Annotated in this window: 19 protein-coding genes; 15 read left to right on the forward strand and 4 right to left on the reverse strand. The window is 61.2% G+C overall.

Features of this window, described 5'->3' with window-relative positions:
- Positions 1–238 precede the first annotated feature (238 nt).
- Together ACIX8_RS18990 and uppS are read left to right on the forward strand one after the other, a co-directional pair.
- Positions 239–814, forward strand: a complete 576-nt coding sequence (locus tag ACIX8_RS18990; protein WP_014267003.1) for a helix-turn-helix domain-containing protein — start codon at positions 239–241, stop codon at positions 812–814.
- A 185-nt stretch (positions 815–999) separates the two neighbouring features.
- Positions 1,000–1,914, forward strand: a complete 915-nt coding sequence (uppS, locus tag ACIX8_RS18995) for a polyprenyl diphosphate synthase (protein ID WP_014267004.1) — start codon at positions 1,000–1,002, stop codon at positions 1,912–1,914.
- Between the two features lie 16 nt (positions 1,915–1,930).
- On the opposite strand, the gene ACIX8_RS19000 is transcribed toward uppS, so the two are convergent.
- Positions 1,931–2,422: a DinB family protein gene (locus ACIX8_RS19000; RefSeq protein WP_014267005.1), complete on the reverse strand. Its 492-nt coding sequence runs from the start codon at positions 2,420–2,422 to the stop codon at positions 1,931–1,933.
- 262 nt (positions 2,423–2,684) lie between these two features.
- Here ACIX8_RS19000 and ACIX8_RS19005 point away from each other — a divergent pair, with 262 nt between their 5' ends.
- From ACIX8_RS19005 to rseP, 5 genes are all read left to right on the forward strand, one after another.
- Positions 2,685–3,470 carry a hypothetical protein gene (locus ACIX8_RS19005; RefSeq protein WP_014267006.1) on the forward strand — a complete coding sequence of 262 codons (786 nt, stop codon included), beginning with the start codon at positions 2,685–2,687 and terminating at the stop codon, positions 3,468–3,470.
- Positions 3,471–3,584: 114 nt separating this feature from the next.
- Positions 3,585–4,430 carry a phosphatidate cytidylyltransferase gene (locus ACIX8_RS19010; RefSeq protein WP_014267007.1) on the forward strand — a complete coding sequence of 282 codons (846 nt, stop codon included), beginning with the start codon at positions 3,585–3,587 and terminating at the stop codon, positions 4,428–4,430.
- Between the two features lie 70 nt (positions 4,431–4,500).
- Complete coding sequence (locus ACIX8_RS19015) at positions 4,501–4,977, forward strand: hypothetical protein (protein ID WP_014267008.1); 477 nt, start codon at positions 4,501–4,503, stop codon at positions 4,975–4,977.
- Entirely contained in the window at positions 4,977–6,134 is a 1,158-nt protein-coding gene (gene dxr, locus ACIX8_RS19020; protein WP_014267009.1) for a 1-deoxy-D-xylulose-5-phosphate reductoisomerase, read from the forward strand. The genes ACIX8_RS19015 and dxr overlap by 1 nt, the downstream gene beginning before the upstream one ends.
- A gap of 114 nt (positions 6,135–6,248) precedes the next feature.
- A complete protein-coding gene (gene rseP / locus ACIX8_RS19025; RefSeq protein ID WP_014267010.1) occupies positions 6,249–7,604 on the forward strand; it encodes an RIP metalloprotease RseP in 1,356 nt (451 codons plus the stop codon).
- A 205-nt stretch (positions 7,605–7,809) separates the two neighbouring features.
- On the opposite strand, the gene ACIX8_RS24800 is transcribed toward rseP, so the two are convergent.
- Positions 7,810–8,058 (reverse strand): transposase, encoded by a 249-nt coding sequence (locus ACIX8_RS24800; RefSeq protein WP_190273702.1) that lies wholly within the window; start codon positions 8,056–8,058, stop codon positions 7,810–7,812.
- A 51-nt stretch (positions 8,059–8,109) separates the two neighbouring features.
- Entirely contained in the window at positions 8,110–9,123 is a 1,014-nt protein-coding gene (locus ACIX8_RS19030; protein WP_083836726.1) for a transposase, read from the reverse strand.
- A gap of 365 nt (positions 9,124–9,488) precedes the next feature.
- On the opposite strand from ACIX8_RS19030, the gene ACIX8_RS19040 reads away from it, so the two are divergent.
- Complete coding sequence (locus ACIX8_RS19040) at positions 9,489–9,740, forward strand: CopG family ribbon-helix-helix protein (protein ID WP_014267011.1); 252 nt, start codon at positions 9,489–9,491, stop codon at positions 9,738–9,740.
- Positions 9,740–10,030 (forward strand): type II toxin-antitoxin system RelE/ParE family toxin, encoded by a 291-nt coding sequence (locus ACIX8_RS19045; protein ID WP_014267012.1) that lies wholly within the window; start codon positions 9,740–9,742, stop codon positions 10,028–10,030. Before ACIX8_RS19040 ends, ACIX8_RS19045 begins: the two co-directional genes overlap by 1 nt.
- A gap of 3 nt (positions 10,031–10,033) precedes the next feature.
- On the opposite strand, the gene ACIX8_RS19050 is transcribed toward ACIX8_RS19045, so the two are convergent.
- Entirely contained in the window at positions 10,034–11,032 is a 999-nt protein-coding gene (locus ACIX8_RS19050) for a phosphoesterase (protein WP_150110672.1), read from the reverse strand.
- Between the two features lie 144 nt (positions 11,033–11,176).
- Between ACIX8_RS19050 and ACIX8_RS19055 the strand changes: the two genes are divergently transcribed.
- The 6 genes from ACIX8_RS19055 (at position 11,177) to ACIX8_RS19080 (ending at position 19,092) form a co-directional block, all read left to right on the forward strand.
- Complete coding sequence (locus ACIX8_RS19055) at positions 11,177–12,280, forward strand: CPBP family intramembrane glutamic endopeptidase (RefSeq protein WP_052310661.1); 1,104 nt, start codon at positions 11,177–11,179, stop codon at positions 12,278–12,280.
- Positions 12,281–12,294: 14 nt separating this feature from the next.
- Positions 12,295–15,288 carry a penicillin acylase family protein gene (locus ACIX8_RS19060; protein WP_014267015.1) on the forward strand — a complete coding sequence of 998 codons (2,994 nt, stop codon included), beginning with the start codon at positions 12,295–12,297 and terminating at the stop codon, positions 15,286–15,288.
- 251 nt (positions 15,289–15,539) lie between these two features.
- A complete protein-coding gene (locus ACIX8_RS19065) occupies positions 15,540–17,246 on the forward strand; it encodes a 6-pyruvoyl-tetrahydropterin synthase-related protein (RefSeq protein WP_014267016.1) in 1,707 nt (568 codons plus the stop codon).
- Positions 17,247–17,249: 3 nt separating this feature from the next.
- On the forward strand, positions 17,250–18,224 hold the full coding sequence (locus tag ACIX8_RS19070; protein ID WP_014267017.1) for a polyprenyl synthetase family protein: 975 nt from the start codon (positions 17,250–17,252) through the stop codon (positions 18,222–18,224).
- 146 nt (positions 18,225–18,370) lie between these two features.
- Complete coding sequence (locus tag ACIX8_RS19075) at positions 18,371–18,781, forward strand: hypothetical protein (protein ID WP_014267018.1); 411 nt, start codon at positions 18,371–18,373, stop codon at positions 18,779–18,781.
- Positions 18,778–19,092, forward strand: coding sequence for a hypothetical protein (locus ACIX8_RS19080; protein WP_014267019.1), 315 nt, complete (start codon positions 18,778–18,780; stop codon positions 19,090–19,092). Before ACIX8_RS19075 ends, ACIX8_RS19080 begins: the two co-directional genes overlap by 4 nt.
- The last annotated feature ends 110 nt before the right edge of the window (positions 19,093–19,202 follow it).

Raw genomic sequence — 19,202 nt, forward strand, 5'->3', positions numbered from 1 at the left:
GAGATTCGTTCCTTGCCACCTGTTCATGAGTTCTACCCGGCAACGATGTTTCCTGTTTTCCTGCTTCCTGTTAACTACCTTGGTTCTCTTCCCTCTTTTTTCATTTTTCTTCCGGGTATCTTCGGCAGTACCCCTTGACTCTTTCGGCACCTAGTGTCAATCTAGGCACATCGCTCGCTTCTTATCGGACGTGAGCGTACGGTAGCCCGCTCTGGCAGCCGTCCGCAACAGACAATTTATGGCAACCATGATGGCGCCCGTCAGCGCAATGGAGGCTCAGCCCCAGGCTGTGTCTTCCACTGAGCGTGAGGTCCTTCGTTGTGACCACTGCAAGCTGGTGCAATTCCGCACCTCTGCAGACACCTGCCGACGCTGCAAAAAGTCTTTGCTGCCGGAGCTTCCCACAGTTCAACCCGCGATCTCCCTGGTTCCTGAGCCTGCGCCCAAGTCCGCCGAGGGTGGTCTTCAGGTAGCCAGCGCCGTGCGCGATCTGCGTCACGTGCGCAATCTCTCACAGCGCCAGTTGGCTGCGCGCATGAACGTGCCGCGCACCTACATCTCGAAGATCGAGAACGGCAAGGCCATGCCGACGCTGTCCTCCCTCGACCGCCTTGCCCGGGCACTCCAGGTGGACATCTCAGCCCTGCTGCGCGATGCTCCCACCCGCCACCAGGACGAGACCGCCGTCCTTATGGCCGATCCCTTCCTGGCCGAGATCGCCAAGTATTCTGCTCACCTGAACTCGACGCAGAAGTCGATCTTCCTCAACCATGTCCGCGAGATAGCGCAGGGCCGCACGCGCCGTACGGCGTAGGCCCCTCGCCTCTTTGCAAGACCTCCTTCCGGCGTCGCATCTCCCGTTCTTACGAGCGAAGGGTGCGGCGCTTCTCCAATTTCTGAAGGTCCTGTCAGAAATCAATTTGAAAACTGACGCACTTATCCTTCATCCCCTGTTCCCTAATCCCATTCTTTCAGCTAACCTCATCAGAGCGAGTCCCTGTGCGCGAATCATCCTCCAGCCGCGTCTACCAACGTTCCAATCGTGTCCACGAACTGACGTGCGAAGAACGCGCAGTCTACGATACGCTTGAGCCCAGCCGCATCCCGCAGCATGTTGCCATCATCATGGACGGCAACGGCCGCTGGGCCGGCAAGCGCGCGCTCAAGCGTTTCCTCGGCCATCAGCAGGGTGCGGAGTCCGTGCAGCACGTCGTTGAGACCGCCTCGCGGATCGACCTGCCGTGGCTTACGCTCTACGCCTTCTCACTGGAAAACAATCTGCGCCGACCGAAGTCCGAGGTCAGCTTCCTGATGAAGCTGCTCAAGAGCTACCTCGTCTCCAACGTGAAGCGGATGAACGACAATAACGTCCGCATGGCCTACATTGGCCGCACCTGCGAGCTGCCCGGCGACGTGCAGGACACCATGCAGTGGGCCGCCGAGCAGACCGCCAAGAATACCGGCACCACACTGACCCTGGCCCTCAACTACGGGGCCCGGTCTGAGATCGTCGACTCCGCCCGCAACATCGTTCACGCGATGATCGCCGAAGCCGCGAAACGCGGCGTCTCGCTGGAGGACATGCTCGCGGCCGAAGGCGTCGACGACGCCATCAAGGCGCGCATCGACGAGCCGCAGCTTTCGGCTAACCTCTACACCGGCCACATGCCCGATCCCGACCTGCTCATCCGCACCAGCGGCGAGCAGCGCATCTCGAACTTCCTGCTGTGGCAGATCGCCTATGCGGAGATCTTCGTCACCGAGCGCCTCTGGCCCGACTTCCGTGGCCTGCACCTGCTCGAAGCCATCGCCGACTACCAGCAGCGCGAGCGCCGCTTCGGAGGCCTCGGCGAGTCGAGCGACGAAGACCTGAGCGACGTGCTCCCTACCGAAGCCGAGCTTGCACCCCGGTAGGGCCTCCTGCCACTAGTTACTTCGTCAGAACAACCTGTCCGAGGTGGTAGCTGAGATGGTTAGTCCGTCCCAATAAAATCGCGAAGCGATTGCGATGGGGCTCCTTCACGAAGTCTTCTTCCGAAACCGAAGCATGACGCTCCAGCCACTCCGCCGCCGAGAGCTTCGCCATCTCCACCTGCAAACGTTCGTGCACCACAACCCATGCAGCCTTCAGCTCCTCCGCCGAGGCAATCGGAGTGACGGCCCGATCGGAGCTTTTGAGGAACATCGCGTCATACTCCGGATGCAGTCGCTCCCCGAGACGTAGAGTCGCATACATCGTGTCGCTCACAGCCAGCAGATGCCCCAGCAGATAGATCAGGCGGTTCTTCCCCGGAGCCACTTCCCGCTCCAGCACCTCGTGCGAGGCTCCCCCAAATAGCTTGTTGGCCCGGTCAACGCCGGTCTGCCACTGTTTCAATGCTGCGTCGACCAGTAGCTTCTCGCTCGAAACCTGAGTTTCCATCGTTGCGATATTCCCTTCAGTTTTAGATCTGGATGTGCCACACAAGAGATGAGACCCAGCACTCAAACGGTTCACTCTTTGCGCAGCCATTCATCGGTCGAGAAGGCACTCCTCAAGCGAGTTGAGTGGTAGGCCAAAATATTCTTTTACTTCACCGCAACAAAATAATTCGCGAGAACCGCGCATCTTCTTCAATGATTTCCCGTTAGCTCCCATCAGGTGGGTAGGCACGTTTCTCGCCGCCAAACCAGAGGGTCGTCTCATGAAGAACGCACTCCGCAGCATCGCCGCAGTCCTTTCGTTTGCCACTCTGTTCAATCAATTCGCCCATGCAGCCAGAATGCAAAACTCAACCGCTGCGCCTGACACCACAACTCAATCCGCTCCCATTGAACAATCTTCGCCAGCCACTCCGCCGCCTGGGTCCGCCGTTCCCGTGCAACAGATCGTCTCGGCCCACACGGTATTTCTCAGCAACGCCGGATCGGATCCCAACTTCCCCATCGACCCCACCACCAGCTATAACGACGTCTCTTCGGCATTGCAGTCCTGGGGCCGCTTCCAGCTCGTCAACTCCCCCGAGCAGGCCGACCTCATCTTTCAGCTCCGCGGCGTTGCTCCCATCACCGCTGTCGCCGAAACTAGTGACAACGTCTACTCGATCACCAGCCCGGCCTTTCAGCTCACGCTTGTCGATCCCAGGACGAACATCAACCTGTGGACGATCACCTCGCCCGTAAATCTTGCCGGTGAGGGGCGAGCACTCGAACGGTGGACGTCAATCTCCATTACCAACCTGATCAGCCGCATCAAGGTCCTCAGCAATGAGCCTCTCTCCGATGTCGAAACGGCCAATCTCACCACCGTCCCCCCAAACCACCGCCTCAGGACCTTTTTGATCCTTGGAGGCATCGGCGTCGGTGCAGCAGTAGCCGGATCTGTAGTCCTTCATCACGAGTTTGAAAACTCTCTCTCAAGCCAGAAGACCTCACAAGACCAGTTCTGCCAGGCACATAACATTCCCCTCTCCATGTGTGCCGGCGGCTAATTGGTCTCCTTCAGCAAAAGCGCCATCCCCACGAAACTGCATCATCGCGGGGATGGCGTTTCTGCTGGCGATTCGATTCGCCATGCCCCCTCCATGTATCCTCAACCAGACCACATGAAGCGTATTCTCACCGCAATCGTTCTTATCGCTCTGGTCATCGCGCTTGTCTTCTTCGGCAAGCCCTGGATGATCACCGTATGCTCCGCCGTCGTTGCCGGACTAGCCGCCCTGGAGTTCCGAAGCCTCGCCGCCGCCGGCGACAGCCCTGTGCCGCTCTGGTGGACCCTCGGCTCCATCGCCCTGTTCTTTCTCGCAACCTTCCTACGTCCACAAGACACCATCGTCGCCGTCGCGTTCGCTACCCTGGTGCTCTTCACCTGGAACGCCCTGCGCTCGCCGCTCAATCGCGTGCTCTCCGAGACCGCCGCAGGTCTGCTGATGCTGGTCTACATCGCCTATCCGCTGACCCTGATTCCCCAGATATGGAACACAGTCAACGGCACAGCGCTGCTGCTCTTCCTCTTCCTCTGCGTCTGGTCGGGAGACATTGCCGCGCTGTACGTCGGCAAAAACTTCGGCCGCAGCAAGCTCGCCCCGCAGCTCTCGCCCAACAAGACCTGGGCAGGCGCACTGGCATCGGTCGCCGCCAGCGTGCTCTTTGGCATGGGCCTCGTCCTCGGGGGCGACTGGCTCGCCGCACATGGTTCCAACTTCACCAAGCTGCACACCACCGAACCGTGGTGGCAGTTCCTGCTGCTGGCCATCCTGCTGAACGTCGCCGCCCAGTTCGGCGACCTCCTGGAGTCAGCCCTGAAGCGCGGCGCTAACGTAAAGGATTCAGGCACTTTGCTGCCGGGTCACGGCGGTATTCTCGACCGCATCGACGCGCTGCTCGTCGCGGCTCCGGTACTGTGGTTTGTCCTGGTGATCCGGGAATTCTTCTCGCCGGGAAGCTTCTAGGTCGCGTTGTATCCTCAACTCAGCGTCCTTAAGATCAGGTACCGAGGCCTTCGCATGGCAACCGAGCCCTATGACATTTGAGAAGGAAGAGGGTCTACCCTGGACCGCATCGATCCAGGCCAAGTGGATTGTCTTTTGGGTCGTCCTTAGCTCCGGTATCGCTCTTATCGCTCTGGGCATTTATCTGTCCCTCTGGATTCGCAGAAAAGGCCGTTCGCTTGCACCGTTGATAGCGTTCTCGCTTACCGCCCTCTGCGCCCTCCTGGATATCGCAATGCTCTATCGGGAACCGCGATCCCCGTGGGGGAACTACCTTGGGATGATCGGTTCCGTGCTCTTCCTTGCCGCCCCCTTCCTGCTTAGGCACGAGATACAGACGTATTTCTGGGAAACCGAAGGTTGGGGACCCAGCATCAGCCCCTTCTTTACGTTTTTGCTTTCGATGCTTTACATCAACTACCGCCTCAACCCCATCCTCCTCGCTCAAGAGAGAGCCTCAGCTACGCTGAATATCGCCAGCACCACCAATTCTGCGAAAATAGACTAGTGAAAAAGATCGCTCTTCTCGGCTCGACCGGCTCCATTGGCCAAAGCACCCTCAGCATCTGCGAGTCCCACCCGGACCGCTTCCATCCCATCGCCCTCGCCGCCGGATCGAACCTCGAAGTGGCCTTCGCCCAGTGCCAGCGCTGGCGTCCCCAGGTCGTCTCCATCGCCACCGAAGCGCTGGCCGATGAGCTCTCCGCGCGCCTTAAGGACGCTGGAATCAACGGCATCGAAGTCGTCTACGGCACAGCCGGAACAGTCCGCGTGGCGACGTTGCCCGAGGCCGACTTCGTCGTGTCGGCCATCGTCGGCGTCGCTGGGCTCGAAGCCACCTATGCAGCTGTGCTCGCCGGCAAGACCGTCGGGCTGGCCAACAAAGAGTGCCTCGTCGCCGCCGGCGACCTCATTCTCGCCGCCGCCCGCGAGCACAGCGTCGACCTGCTGCCCATCGATTCCGAGCACAACGCCATCCACCAGTGCCTGCGCGGAGGTGCGGCCAGCGAGGTCAAACAGATCTGGCTCACCGCCTCGGGCGGCCCGTTCCGCAACACCCCGCTCGCGGACTTCGGGCACATCACGCCTGCCCAGGCGCTCAAGCACCCCACCTGGGTCATGGGCCAGCGCATCACCATCGACTCCGCGACGATGCTCAACAAGGGCCTCGAGATCATCGAAGCCTGCCGCCTCTTCAACCTGCCGCCCGCCCAGGTGCGCGTCACCGTGCATCCGCAGTCGACGATCCACTCCCTCGTCGAGTACGTAGACGGTTCCATCCTCGCGCAGATCTCGGTCACCGACATGCGCCTGCCGATCCTCTACGCCCTCGCCTGGCCGGAGCGCGTGCCGAGCGACCTGACTTTCGACATGGCGGCTCTATCGCACCTCGACTTCCAGCAGCCCGACTTCGAGCGCTTCCCCTGCCTGCGCCTCGCCTATGAAGCTGCAGCCGCCTCGCAGAACCACTGCATCGCCCTGAACGCCGCCGACGAGATCGCGGTCGAGGCCTTCCTGGCCGGGAAGCTGCCATTCCTGGGCATCCCACGTACAATCGAACAAGTGCTCGCGCTCACCACCAGCGGTTCTCCAGCGTCCATCCCTGAGGTGCTCGCCGCGGATCGCGCTGCACGCGAACTTGCAAGAGAGCTCGTCGCCCGGTAAATCTGCCATTCTGTCCCCCCGGTGAAGCGCCTGGGGTACAGATTCGCTTTTGTCCTTCTTGCTGTCATTCCCGCGGGGAAACTGCTTCCCTCGCTAAGGTCACCCACACTTCTCATGCACATTCTTTCCGTCATCGTCGAATTTGCCATCGTTCTCGGCATTATGGTGCTCGTCCACGAGTTCGGGCACTTCGCCGTCGCCAAGCTCTGCGGCGTGCGCGTAGAGGCCTTCTCGATCGGCTTCGGCCCCCGCCTCTTCGGCGTGCGGCACAACGGCACCGACTACAAGATCTGCCTGCTGCCGCTGGGCGGCTACGTCAAGATGGCGGGCGAGTACAACGGCGACCCCAACGTAACCACCACCGGCGCCCCCGACGAGTTCACCTCGAAGACCCGCTGGCAGCGCATCCTCATCGCGCTCGCAGGCCCCTTCGCCAACTTCGTCCTGTCGTTCTTCCTGCTCGCCATGGTGGCCCACTACCACCACGAGACGGACCAGTATCTGAGCGGCCCCGCTGTCGTCGACTACGTTCCCCTGAACACTCCCGCGGCACATAGCGGCCTCACCACCGGGGACACCATCGTAGGCTTCAACAACGTCAGCAACCCGACCTGGGAACAGATTCTCGAAGAAGTCGAGGTCAATCTCAGCAATCACGCTATCCCGTTCAAGTTCCTGCACAACGGCAACACGGTCTCAGCGAGTCTCGACGTTGCCAGCGTCAACAATGGCGATTTCTCGCCCGACAAGCTAGGCCTGATTCCACGCATGCAGGCTGGCCCGCTAGGCATCCGGCAAATCAGCCCCGGATCGCCTGCGGAACGTGCCGGGCTTGTGGCGGGCGACGCGCTGGCCCGTATTGATTCGATTGAAATCCACTCCGTCAACACACTGCTCGCCTATTTGAAGGACCGTAACGGCGCCCCTGCGGCCCTGCTCGTCGTGCACAACGGCCAGACGCGGACCGTACAGCTTAAGCCCGAGTGGCGTGACAACGGCATTGGCGGCATGGGCTACCTGATCGGATTCAACCCGCTGCCCCTCCCGACAGACGTAGAGCAGATGCCCCTGGGCAGTGCCCTCAAGCAGTCGCTGATCGATAACGGCAAAGATTCAACCCTGATCCTGCGCGTCCTCAAGGGCCTGTTCACCAGGCACGTCTCGGTGAAGCAGATGAGCGGCCCGGTCGGCATTGCACAGCAGATCGACATCGCTACACAGATGGGTCCCTGGTCCGTGGTGCAGTTGATGAGCGCGATCTCACTCAACCTCGGCATCATGAACCTGTTGCCGTTTCCCATCCTTGACGGCGGCATGATCCTCTTCCTGATCATCGAAAGCATCATGCGGCGCGATGTCGACATGGCGATCAAGGAGCGCGTCTACCAGGTCGCCTTCGTCTGCATCATCCTCTTCGCCTGCTTCGTGATGTTCAACGACATCACGAAGCTGCACTTCGGCAAGCCATAAGCGAATCGACGCAAGATGAAGCACGAAGGGGCGAGATTATACCTCGCCCCTTCGTGTTTTTATCCCACCACAGAATCGTCATCCTGAGCGGCTGTGACTTTTTGATTTTGAGGGATGGAGTCAGGAGCGTTTTGCGTTTTTGTTGGGCTGGGATAGAAGGTAGAGCAGTCGCGGATAGAGCGATGGGGGTGTTTGGAAGCGGTATTTATGTTGTTTTGAGCAGTCTGTGAGCGAAGTGGAAGAGGTTGTAGGCGAGAGCGCACCATAGAGCGACGCATCTCATCTTGGTGGTTCCCCGTATGGTCATCTGGGTGAGTCCCCTATGAGTGCGAAGGTCTGCATTGACGGTCTCGCTGGTGGCGGCTCGTTGCTTGTAGATTTGCTGTCCCTCGGGGCTTGCCATACGCTTCTTCCAGCGCAGCAGCGCCGGGCTGTCGCCCTGCTTTGGCTCCAACTCGCGGCCGCGCTGGGCGGCTGACCTGGCTGGTTTAGGTGGAACGAACAGTTATACCTCGCCGGCGTTTTCGATATCGTCCTTGCGCAGGTAACCGCCGTCGATCAGGTGCTGCTTCACCTTCCCCCCGGTGCGCTGCTCCACCTGCTGGCGCATGGGTGTACTCAGACCGATGCTGTCGCTACCTTCAGAAGTCACTTCGACTCCTACGATCGCGCGGCTGCTGGTATCGGTGGCCAGCTGCACGTTCACAGCCGGGTTGAAGCCGCCGTTGGGCATCTTCATGCGCCGGGCTTCGGGATCGGTCGTGCTCACCCGGGGTTCCCGCCTGCGTATCTTCTCTCCATGCTTGCCGTTGCCGGCCCGGCGCTCCGCTTCAGCCTGCTTCTGCTCGAGAGCGGGCAGCTGAGCCACGGCCTGTTCCAGACGCTCCAGCCGTTCTTCCGCCGCCCTCTTGCGCGCCGCCTTCTGGCGCGCGCTGAGCTCCGCGCCCAGGCCGTCCTCGACCTGCCGGCGCAACTGTTCGACATGCTCCCGGCTCTGGCGCAACAGATCCTGAAGACGCTCCTCGCGACGGAAGCTACTCGCTCCAGCACTTACCCGCACCCGCACTCCATCCTGGCTGATACGGCTCACCGCCACCACCTCTTTATCCACCAGCGACGCGATCACCTGCGTAAATAAAGCGTCCAGCGCAGCTCCATGATCGGTGCGGAAGTCCGACAGAAGACGATGGTTGACCGTCACTCCACCGCACAGCCACAGAAACGGCGTGCTCTCCTCACAACGCCGCGCCAACTCGCGCGCCGAGCCGATCCCCCGGATGCACCCGTACAGCCATAAACCCACCAATAACTGAGGATCGGTGCTGTCCCGACCAGATACACCCGCTCGCGCCTTGATCGGTTCGTAGAACCCCGATAGGTCCAGCTTCTCCACCACCGCCGCTACCAAACGCACCGCATGGTTGGACCCCACAAGATCATCCGCGCACTGCGCCACCCAACCCAGTTGTCCCCGCTCTGGCCTGCGAAGACGTACCCCTATTCCTCTCCCTGCCTGCATAGCTCGGTTATAAAACTTCTCCTCGCTTCACTCAATTCAAAAAGTCACACGCTCTGAGCGGAGCGTCCCGGTCTTTGGGGACACGTAGTCGAAGGACTCCGAGGCTTGCAATCTTGCCCATCCCCTTTGCATCTTTTCTACCTCAAGCGCTCGAGCCTGAACGTTCGTGGTGGAAAAGGTCTGGAGATCATGGGTGAGATAAAGTCCTTCGGGGTTCTTCGACTCCGCACCTCGCAAAAACGCGAGGCGCTACGCTCAGAATGACGCTTTCCTGGAGGCCTTGAATAAGCTTCAGCCTTCAAAGTTTTCGCATAACGAATCCTTGCATCCTTGCACGAGACCTTCCACAGAACTATCCTGTCTTCATGAGCCTTCAGACCGTCACCTTCAAAGTCTCCGAAGAGTCCATCGCTATGATCGATGAGATCGCGGCGAGCCGTCAGGTCGACCGCTCAGAGATCCTGAGTGAGGCTCTGGCCACGTATCTGGCGGATCATGAAAACCTACTCGCAGACCTCGAAGAAGCTGATCGGCAGATTGAAGCTGGCGACTTCGTTACGCACGAAGAAATCGTCGCTCGCTACGAAGCGCGCATACGTGGGGCGAAAGCCGCGTAATGCAGATTCGCTGGTCCCGGCGTGCTTCCAATGAATTAGACCTGATCTACAACTACCTAACCGCAGAGAATGCTCAAGCCGCAGCTCGCCAACTCCATCTAATCCTTGACGCGGTCAAACAACTCGGCAAGTTCCCTGTCTCTGGAAAGCTTGGCGATGTACAGCGTACCCGGGAGTTGGTCGTACCCGGAACGCCGTACATCATCTATTACCGTCGCACCGAAATAGCCGTAAAACTACTCTCAATCCGGCACGGTGCCATGCGCAAACCACGCCGCTTCCGGGAGTAGTAACTACCCCCGCCCGCGCAACTCCGCCACAATCTCCGCCGCCGCCTTGCGCGCTTCCTCTTCCTTCTCCACCGGGAAGCTGATCGCACCAACGCGCGCATGCCCGCCGCCGCCGTACCGCTCGCAGATCGCCGCAAGGTTCACAAGCTCATGCACAGGCTTCGGCGTCCACGGATTCGTGCCAACAGAGACCTTCGTCCTGAAGCTCGACTTCGATAACCCGACGTTATACGTCCCCTCCGGATGCACATAGTACGGGATGAACTTGTTGTAGCCCTCGGTCGGCTGATCGGTAATGTCGAAGGTGATCACGCCGTGCTCACACTGCGCTCGCTCGCGGATGAGTTCCAGCCCCGCCCAGTGCCGCTCCATCAGCGGTCCCAGCAACTCCTGCACGAACGGCTGATCGAGCACCTGCTGCAACGGCATGGCCGTCAGCAAGGGGATAATGCGCTGCACCAGCGCACTCTCCTGCGCGCTCTCGATCACCATCGTGAGCTTCATCGCAGGCGCAGCCATCTCCACGGCAGCCTGTGCGCTCTCATACTTCGCGCCATCCACGATATCGGCCCAGTGGATCAGCTCAGCCAGGGGAGAGATGTCCATGCCGAACTTCGTGCTGGCAATATGCGCGATCCAACTCGCGCAGCTCGTATAGTTAGGATCGAAGAACTGCCGTCTCGCCTGCGGCCCCGGCGTGCCGTCGGGATTCGTCTGTCCCCGGTAGAAGTTCGCTTCGTCCTCCGGCAAGAGAAACGCCGATAGATGATGATCGAACCACCACGAAACACGCGGCGAGGGCGAGTATTTGAAGTCCACGATCGCGTTTTCGCCTTCCGTCGCGAACCAGCTCTCGTCGTACAGCGCACCGGCGCGGTGCACCAGACCGTGATAGTCGAAGCTCGACGCCGTGCCAATGCACTCGCGATGAAACCGGGTAAACAGCGAAGCCGAGCAGGCTCCGTCAAAGCATTTGTCGTGATAAAAAACGCGGCAATTCAAACGAAAACGACCCTCTGGCACGAGCGGCTCCGCAGTTACTGAGTTCCGTTCAAAATGCCTGTAAGAATACAACCAGCATATCTGAGCTTTCAGGAACTATCGCCTGCATGCCTGCGTATTCTTAGCAACGAAACGGAGATCAACTTGGATAACCCGCAGGAGTTCATGGTTCCATCCCCCCTACCCGAAGCACCGATCAGCAGCCCCGCGCCTCCGCCTTCGGAAGGCATCTTCTTCGGCCGCTTTGGCCTGCGTTCCGGCTGGGGCATCGCCATCTTCGTCGTACTCTTTCTCGTCTTCTCCTCGGTGATCAGCATCGCCACACTGGCCGCCACCGGACGCCTGCAGAAGGCCATCGCGCAGCGCAAGGCCCAGACCACCAGCCAAAAGACCTCGGCCCCCGCCAAACCCGCGACGCAGACCCTTACGCTGGACGACACCCTTATCGGAGAAGGCCTTGGCCTGGTGGGTGTAGGCCTCGCAACGTGGCTTCTTTCGCTCATCGAGCGCCGCCGTTTGGCCGTCTATGGAATCGGAAGCGCTCGCCGTCTCGACTTCTTTGCCGGAGCCTTCTGGGGCCTGGCCACGCTCTCACTGCTGGTCGGCGTCCTGCGCGCAGGACACTTCCTGGTCTTCGACGCACGCCTGCTCCATGGCTCTGACGTCCCCCTCTACGGCCTGCTCTGGCTATTAGCGTTTCTGCTCGTCGGCCTGCTTGAGGAGTACCTCACACGCGGCTACCTCCAATACACACTCACACGCGGCCTCTTCGGCCTGGCCGAGAAGATCTCATCCACTCACGCCCGCGCCGTCGCCTTCTGGATCGCCGCCGCCATCATGTCGGTCCTCTTCGGAGCCGGACACCTGGGCAACAAAGGTGAAACCACCTGGGGAATCTGCGCTGTCTTTCTCGCCGGCATCACCTTCTGCTACGCGCTCTGGCATACCGGCTCGCTCTGGTGGGCCATCGGCTTCCACATGGCATGGGACTGGGCACAGAGCTTCCTCTACGGCGTTCCCGATAGCGGCGGCCTCAGCGCGGGACGCCTCTTCCAGACGCATCCCACCGGCACCGTTCTCCTGTCCGGCGGCCCCGACGGCCCCGAAGGCAGCCTCTTCGTCATTCCTACACTGCTGCTGGTTGTGCTGATTATTCGCTTCACCACGCGTGCCGGCACGCAGCCTCCACTGGAACCAATCCCTGCACCCCTCAACCTTCCACCGGAGACGCACACCCTCATCCCCTAAAATTGGGACAACACATGTCTTTTCATCCCTCCGACTCACCGACTCCCGGCTCGTCCACTCCTCACGACAGTAACGACCCCGGGCAGGCCGAACCTCGTCTCTATACTCGCCAGGATCACACCAGCGAGCCGGCCTCGCATCACGAACGCCCTTCTTCCTTTGCGAAGCTCGCCGAAAGGCTGCGCACGCAGCGGCGTGGAGACTCACAGCGCACCCAGCGCCGCCTCTCTCTGCGCAGAGTTGCAATCGTGCTCTGTACCCTGGCAGTCATCGCCCTGCTGGGACTGTTCACCGTCAGTATCTGGCTGCGCCACTCCATGCACGCCGCACTGCCTCAGATCGACGGCACGCTGCATATCGCGGGCCTCAGCCAACCGGTCACCGTCACGCGCAACGCGCAGGGCGTGCCCTCTATTCAAGCCTCCAGTCTCGACGACCTGCTCTTTGCGCAGGGCTTCGTCACCGCACAGGACCGCCTGTGGCAGATGGACATGCTACGCCGCCACGCTGCCGGAGAGCTCGCCGAAGTCCTCGGCTCCAATCTCGTCGAACACGACCGCACCCAGCGCACGCTGCAGATCCGCGCCGCCGCCGACCGCGCCGTCGCAGCCCTGCCCGCCGACCAACTCCATCAGCTCGAAGCCTATGCACGCGGCGTAAACGCGTTTCTGGAGCAGAACAGCGACCACCTGCCGGTAGAGTTCCACCTGCTGCACTACACGCCTGCCCAATGGCAGCCTCGCGACACGTTGCTCGTCTCGCTCGCGATGTTCCAGGACCTCTCCACCGAATTCCCCACGAAGATGCAGCGCGAAGCCCTCGCGGCTCACCTTCCTCCGCAGCTCCTGGCGGATCTCTATCCTGTCGGCTCCTGGAGAGATCATCCTCCCTCGCAGCCTGCAGCCGACCTCACAACCCCCAAGCCGGAGATCGAGCAGATTCCACTCGACCGCTCGCAGTCGCTGCTGGCAACGCCGCACGACATCCTCCAGGTCGCCCACGAACTTCCCGGCCAGCGCTGCGCAGACTGCCGCTCCGGCTCGAACAACTGGGCAGTCGCCGCATCGCGCTCCGCCTCGGGTGGTGCGCTGGTCTCCAATGACATGCACCTGGGGCTGAGCGTGCCGGACATCTGGTATGAAGCCAGTCTGCACGGGGCTAACCTCGATGTCACCGGCTTCACACTGCCCGGCGTGCCCTTCATCATCGTGGGCCGCAACGCGCACGTCGCCTGGAGCTTCACCAACCTCGGCGCTGATGTACAGGATGTCCGCATCGAACATCTCCGTGGCTCCGGCCAGGACACCGAGTACCAGCACACCGACGGCACATGGTCGCCGGTAGCTCATCACAGCGAGATCATCCGCGTAAAGCGTGGCCGCGATATCAAGCTCGATGTACTCACCACCACGGAGACCGTCGGCAACGTCGAGTACGCAACGCCGATCATCTCGCCGCTGTTCCCCACCGAGCGGCGCGCCCTCTCACTGGCCTGGACCATCTACGATCCAGCCAACGTCACCTCGCCATTCCTCAACATCAACGCAGCCAGCGATGGCGGCTCCCTGGTCGCGGCCTTCGCCAGCTTCGGCGGCCCGTCGCTCAATCTCGTCTACGCCGACGACAACAAACACATCGGCTATCACGCCATAGGCCGCATCCCCGTTCGAGGACCTGCGGTGCACTATCAACGGGAAGTCCAGCAGCCCATCCCCGATGGCCCCGCTCCCTCCAACGAAGACGACTCGGACTCAGATCCAGAGGCTCCGCAAGCGAGCATCCTGTTACCCGAGTCCTTTGGGCAACCACACCTGCTCGACGCTGCCTACCACCCCACGCGCCGCAGGCAGCGCGTTCAACCACGCGTCGAACCTCGCGCCGCCAAGCCCAAACGTGCACCCCAACCCAAAGCCGCGCCCAAGCCCGACGAACCACCCATCATCGCCGCGCCAGTAATCGACTACACCATCGGCTCGCCCATCTCGCCCTTGCCCGTAGAGGCCCGGGACACCTCGCAGCAATGGTCGGGCTACATCCCCTACAACGAACTTCCCGCCGTCATCGACCCGCCCAACGGCTTTCTCGCGACAGCCAATGCGCGCATTACACCCAATGACTACCCTTACGCCATCACCCTCGACTGGGCTGCGCCGTACCGCGTGGAGCGCATCAACAAGCTGCTGGCAGGTCGCACCAACCTGACCCCGGCCGATATGCTCGCCATCCAGAATGATGCACACTCCGAGTTCGATCGTGTTCTCGCCCATCGCGTCGCCTATGCCATCGACCACGCCTCGGCGGCCGCGCTCGCGCATGACACCAAACGTCTGCATCAAACCGCGGATATCCTGCGCTCCTGGAACGGCGAGATCCTGCCCAACGCCGCCGCACCGGCCATCGTGAATGCCACCCGCACCGCATTGTGGTCGGCGCTCCTGTTGCCGCAGATTGCGGCACACGATAAAGCGACTGGACAGAAGGTCCATCCGCAGGACCTGCTCGCCCTCTACATGTGGGGAGAGCAGGCCGACGCGCTCGAAAATCTGCTTCAGCACACGCCCGCGCGCTGGCTCCCTCCGGGAGTTGCCAACTGGGACGACCTGCTCACGGAGACGGTCGCCGAGGCCCTGCACGATGCCCACGCCCCATCGAATATCTCGTCCTGGCGCTATGGCACAGTGCATCCTGTCGAGATCGACCATCCCCTCTTCTCCCAATCGCCGTTGTTCGACCGGCTGCTGGGTAAGGCGACGGGATCGGGATCGCACACGACACCAGGCGATGGAACGACCATCCGCGCCATCAGCCGCCACTTTGGCCCCAGCGAGCGTTTTACCGCCGACCTCGCCAACCCGGAGACAAACCATGGCAACATCACCACAGGCGAGTCCGGCAACCCCGCAAGCCCGTGGTATCTCGATCAGTTCGAGCCCTGGTTGAACGGAACAACCTTCGCGCTACCGCTGCACGAGATGCAGTCCACTCACACGCTTACGCTTTTGCCGTAACAGCACCACCTTTGGGATTGCTCTTTCGATTAACTTAACCTCGATACTGTCATCTCGACCGAAGGCCGCGCTTTTGCGGCCGCAGTGGAGAGACCTGCAGGCTGCCCGCATCAGCACTATTGCCAGCGCGAGCAAACTACAGGTCTCTCCACTACGCATGACGATAAAACCATCATGCTTCGGTCGAGATGACAAGGTATTGATAAGCCGAGATATAAACTTTTGAGGTCTTATCGCGTTACGCTAACAGGATGCGGCGTCACCACATCCTGCTTCCGCTCGCCGCCCTGCTGGCAACCCTGCCACTCCTCCTGCACGGCTGTTCCTGCGGGCACGACTTCGGCTTCCACCTCCAGAGCTGGCTCGACGCGGCACAGCAACTTCGCCATGGCACACTCTATCCGCACTGGGCCTGGACCGCAGCCTACAACGCTGGAGAGCCGCGCTTCATCTTCTATCCGCCGCTGTCCTGGATGCTCGGCGCTCTCCTGACGATCCTCTTCCCTATCAGCGCAACGCCCGCCATCTACACGTGGATCGCCTTCACCGCCGCCGGGTTCGCGATGCATCATCTCGCGCGGCAATACACCTCGCCGAACGCCGCGCTGCTGGCCGCCGCACTCTACATGGCGAATCCCTACATGCTCTTCAACGCCTTCGAGCGCACGGCCTACGCCGAGCTTCTCGCCGCCGCGTGGATTCCGTTACTCCTGCTGGCTGTCCTGCGGAAACGTCCTACCGTGCAAGGAATCGCCATTCCGGTCGCACTGCTGTGGCTCACCAACGCGCCCGCCGCTGTAATGGGTTGCTACATGCTGGCGCTGCTGGCAGTCGTGCGTCTCGTCGCAGCCTTTCGAGCTTCCAGGCCTCAACTCTTTCCCTTGTTACTAACGATGAGCACCGGCACAGTGCTGGGGCTCGCCCTGCCCGCGTTCTACCTGGTCCCCGCCGCCTACGAACGACGCTACGTACAGATCGCCATGGCGATCATCCCGAACATGCGCTTCGAGGACAACTTCCTCTTCGGCCACACCGCCGACACTCCCCACAACGTCGTTCTGCACACGATCAGCCTGCTTGCGGTCGTGTTGCTGCTCTTGACCCTGGGAACTGTAGCCTTCCTCCTGTTCCAAACCCAAAAAGATCGCTCCCAGCAAGAGCCCGCAAGACCTGGAACACCCGCGCCGTATTTAGCCCTGCTCACAGTAGTGATCGCCTTCCTGCTGGTCCCAATCTCCACCCCGCTCTGGAGATATCTGCCGGATCTTGCCTTCCTGCAATTCCCCTGGCGTCTGCTCACGATCCTCTCCGCTGTACTCGTCTTCGCGATTGCCCTGCTGCTGCCTCGCGGAGACAGCAGCCGCAAGCCGATGTTGATCGCAGCGCCCGTATGCGTTCTTGTGCTCTCCCTGCTGGGCATCACCCTCTATCGGCAGGCCTGCGAAGCCACTGGCCTCCCCTCCGCCACAGCGGCACTCTTCAGCACTCATCACGGAGTTCCCCCCACGGACGAGTACACCCCGAACGAAGCCGACAACGACATCCTGCGCAGCAACGACCCCGGCTACTGGCTTACCTCAAACCCTGCGGGCTTCGCTCCCGGCACAATCCCCAACCCCGCCGCCACCGACCCCAACTTCTCCGGCGAACTTCCGGTCGAACAGACGGTATCAGCCCAGGCTCCACGACATCTCGTCTTGAATCTCGCGCAGCCGGAGACACTTGTGCTCAACCTGCGCGACTTCCCGGACTGGCGTCTCACCCGCAACGGCACAGAGCTTCCTGCACACCTCCAGCGCGACGACGGACTCCTCGCCATCGCTCTCCCCAGCGGGCTCTCCACCCTCGACATCGCCTGGCGCTACACCCTCGACCAGAAGCTAGGCATAGCCATCAGCGCCTGTGCCCTGGTACTGCTGGGACTTACCTTTCTCCGCTCGCGTAAAATCAAAGATTAGCCAATGACTATCGACGTGCAATCCATTCTGAAGACCGGGGCTGCCATTACCGATGCCGCGCTCGAGCGCTTGCTCCCCGCAGCTACCATCGAGCCCTACTCGATTCACCGCGCCATGCGCCACTCCACCTTCGCCGGCGGCAAACGCCTGCGCCCCATCCTCTGCATGGAGGCTGCGAAAATGGTGGCGAGCACGGACTTCTACCCTCCGGAGGAGGCCGCTCCCGCAGGACATCCCGAAGGTGTCGCTAACCTCGCCGCAGCCCTCGAGATGCTCCACACCTATTCGCTCATCCATGACGACCTGCCCGCGCTGGACAACGACGACCTGCGCCGCGGCCAACCGACGTGCCATGTCGTCTTTGGCGAAGCCACCGCCATCCTGGCCGGTGACGCCCTCCAAACTCTCGCATTCCAGACTATCGCCAGTCTCCCCGCACCACCCGAAGCTGTCGTCGCCATTCTTCGCAAGATCTCCCTCTCAATCGGCACGGGAATCGGTCGCTGGGGCGACCACGATACTGGCATCGCTCCAGGTATGATTGGCGGCCAAGTTGTCGACATCGAATCAGAAGGCACCAAACCCACTCCTGACCTCGTCGAAGCCATCCATCGTGCCAAGACTGGAGCCCTCATCACCGTATCCATTGTTGCCGGTGCGATTTATGGGTCATCTAGACACGGACTTCCTAGCAGTTACCACGAACGCATTCGCACCTTCGGCGAAAAGGCCGGCCTCGCCTTCCAGATCGTCGACGATGTACTCGACATGACGCAGTCCTCCGAAGAGCTCGGCAAGACCGCCGGCAAGGACACCGCCACCGACAAGGCCACCTGGCCCGCGGTCTTCGGGATCGAACAGTCGAAGCACGACGCCGCGGAGCTCATCGCCGACGCCTTCGCCGCACTCGAGCCCTTTGGCGACGCCGCCACCCCGCTCAAGTCGCTCGCACAGTACCTTGTCGAACGCACGCACTAACGCAGTAGAGCTTTTGCCGTTGCCATTGTTTGTTTTTCGTCGTCATCCTGAGCCGCAGGCGAAGGACCCCCGCATTCGCACCACCTCCAATGCAGAGGACCTTACGGCTTAGGTTTAACACTCGCCACTAAACCGCAGGAGCCTTCATGCGCTTTCACCCTCGCCACTACATCCTGATCATCGTCATCCTCGCGCTCGGAGTCTTCAACTTTTATCGCAGCCGCCACCTGCGCCCGCAACCAGCGTCCTCCCAGCCCGGCGTGTCTGTTACGCACACCGTCCCCCCGGAGAGCGCCGCCGCATGGAGCGCCTTCGACAAGGTCGCCGCTCTTCGCGATGCAGCCGACGCCCAGTTCCAGCCCGCCCTGCAGGCCCTGCAACAACAAATCGAGACGACCCAGCCGCCCTCAGCCGCGACCGATGTCGACGGCTGCAAGACCTGGCTGATGTTCTATCGCCAGAGCGTCCTCCACCCCTCGTCCGACCCCACCTGGCACACACGCAGCACCCAGCACCTGAACACCTGCATGAAGACCCACCAGGACAGCGGCCAGTGACACAGAACGACCTGGTAGCCGCCCTTCGCGACTGCTACGACCCGCTGCTGCGGCGCAATATCGTCGAACTGAATCTCGTGCGCTCGGCCACGCTGACGCGCGACGTAGACGCCCCCGGTGCAACCATCCCGGGCGTTCCACCGCGCTACATCGCCCACGTCGTCCTGACGGCTCCAGGCTCGGACGAGACGGCCAACGCGCAGCTCATCGCTCAAATAGAAAATCGCCTCGCCGGTCTGCCGGAGATCTCGCACTCTACGGTCAAACTGCTCGCACCTGCGTTCCCCATACTGAATATGCGGCAGAACTAGTCATTAGGTTATTGAAGAATGATGGTCTGTTCAGTACAGCGCGAAGCGCAAACCGTGACGCTTTAGCGTCGCGGGACGGAGGGAGCCGTAGCCTTTAGGCTACGGAATCA

The organism is Granulicella mallensis MP5ACTX8 (assembly GCF_000178955.2).
GTDB classification, from domain to species: domain Bacteria; phylum Acidobacteriota; class Terriglobia; order Terriglobales; family Acidobacteriaceae; genus Granulicella; species Granulicella mallensis.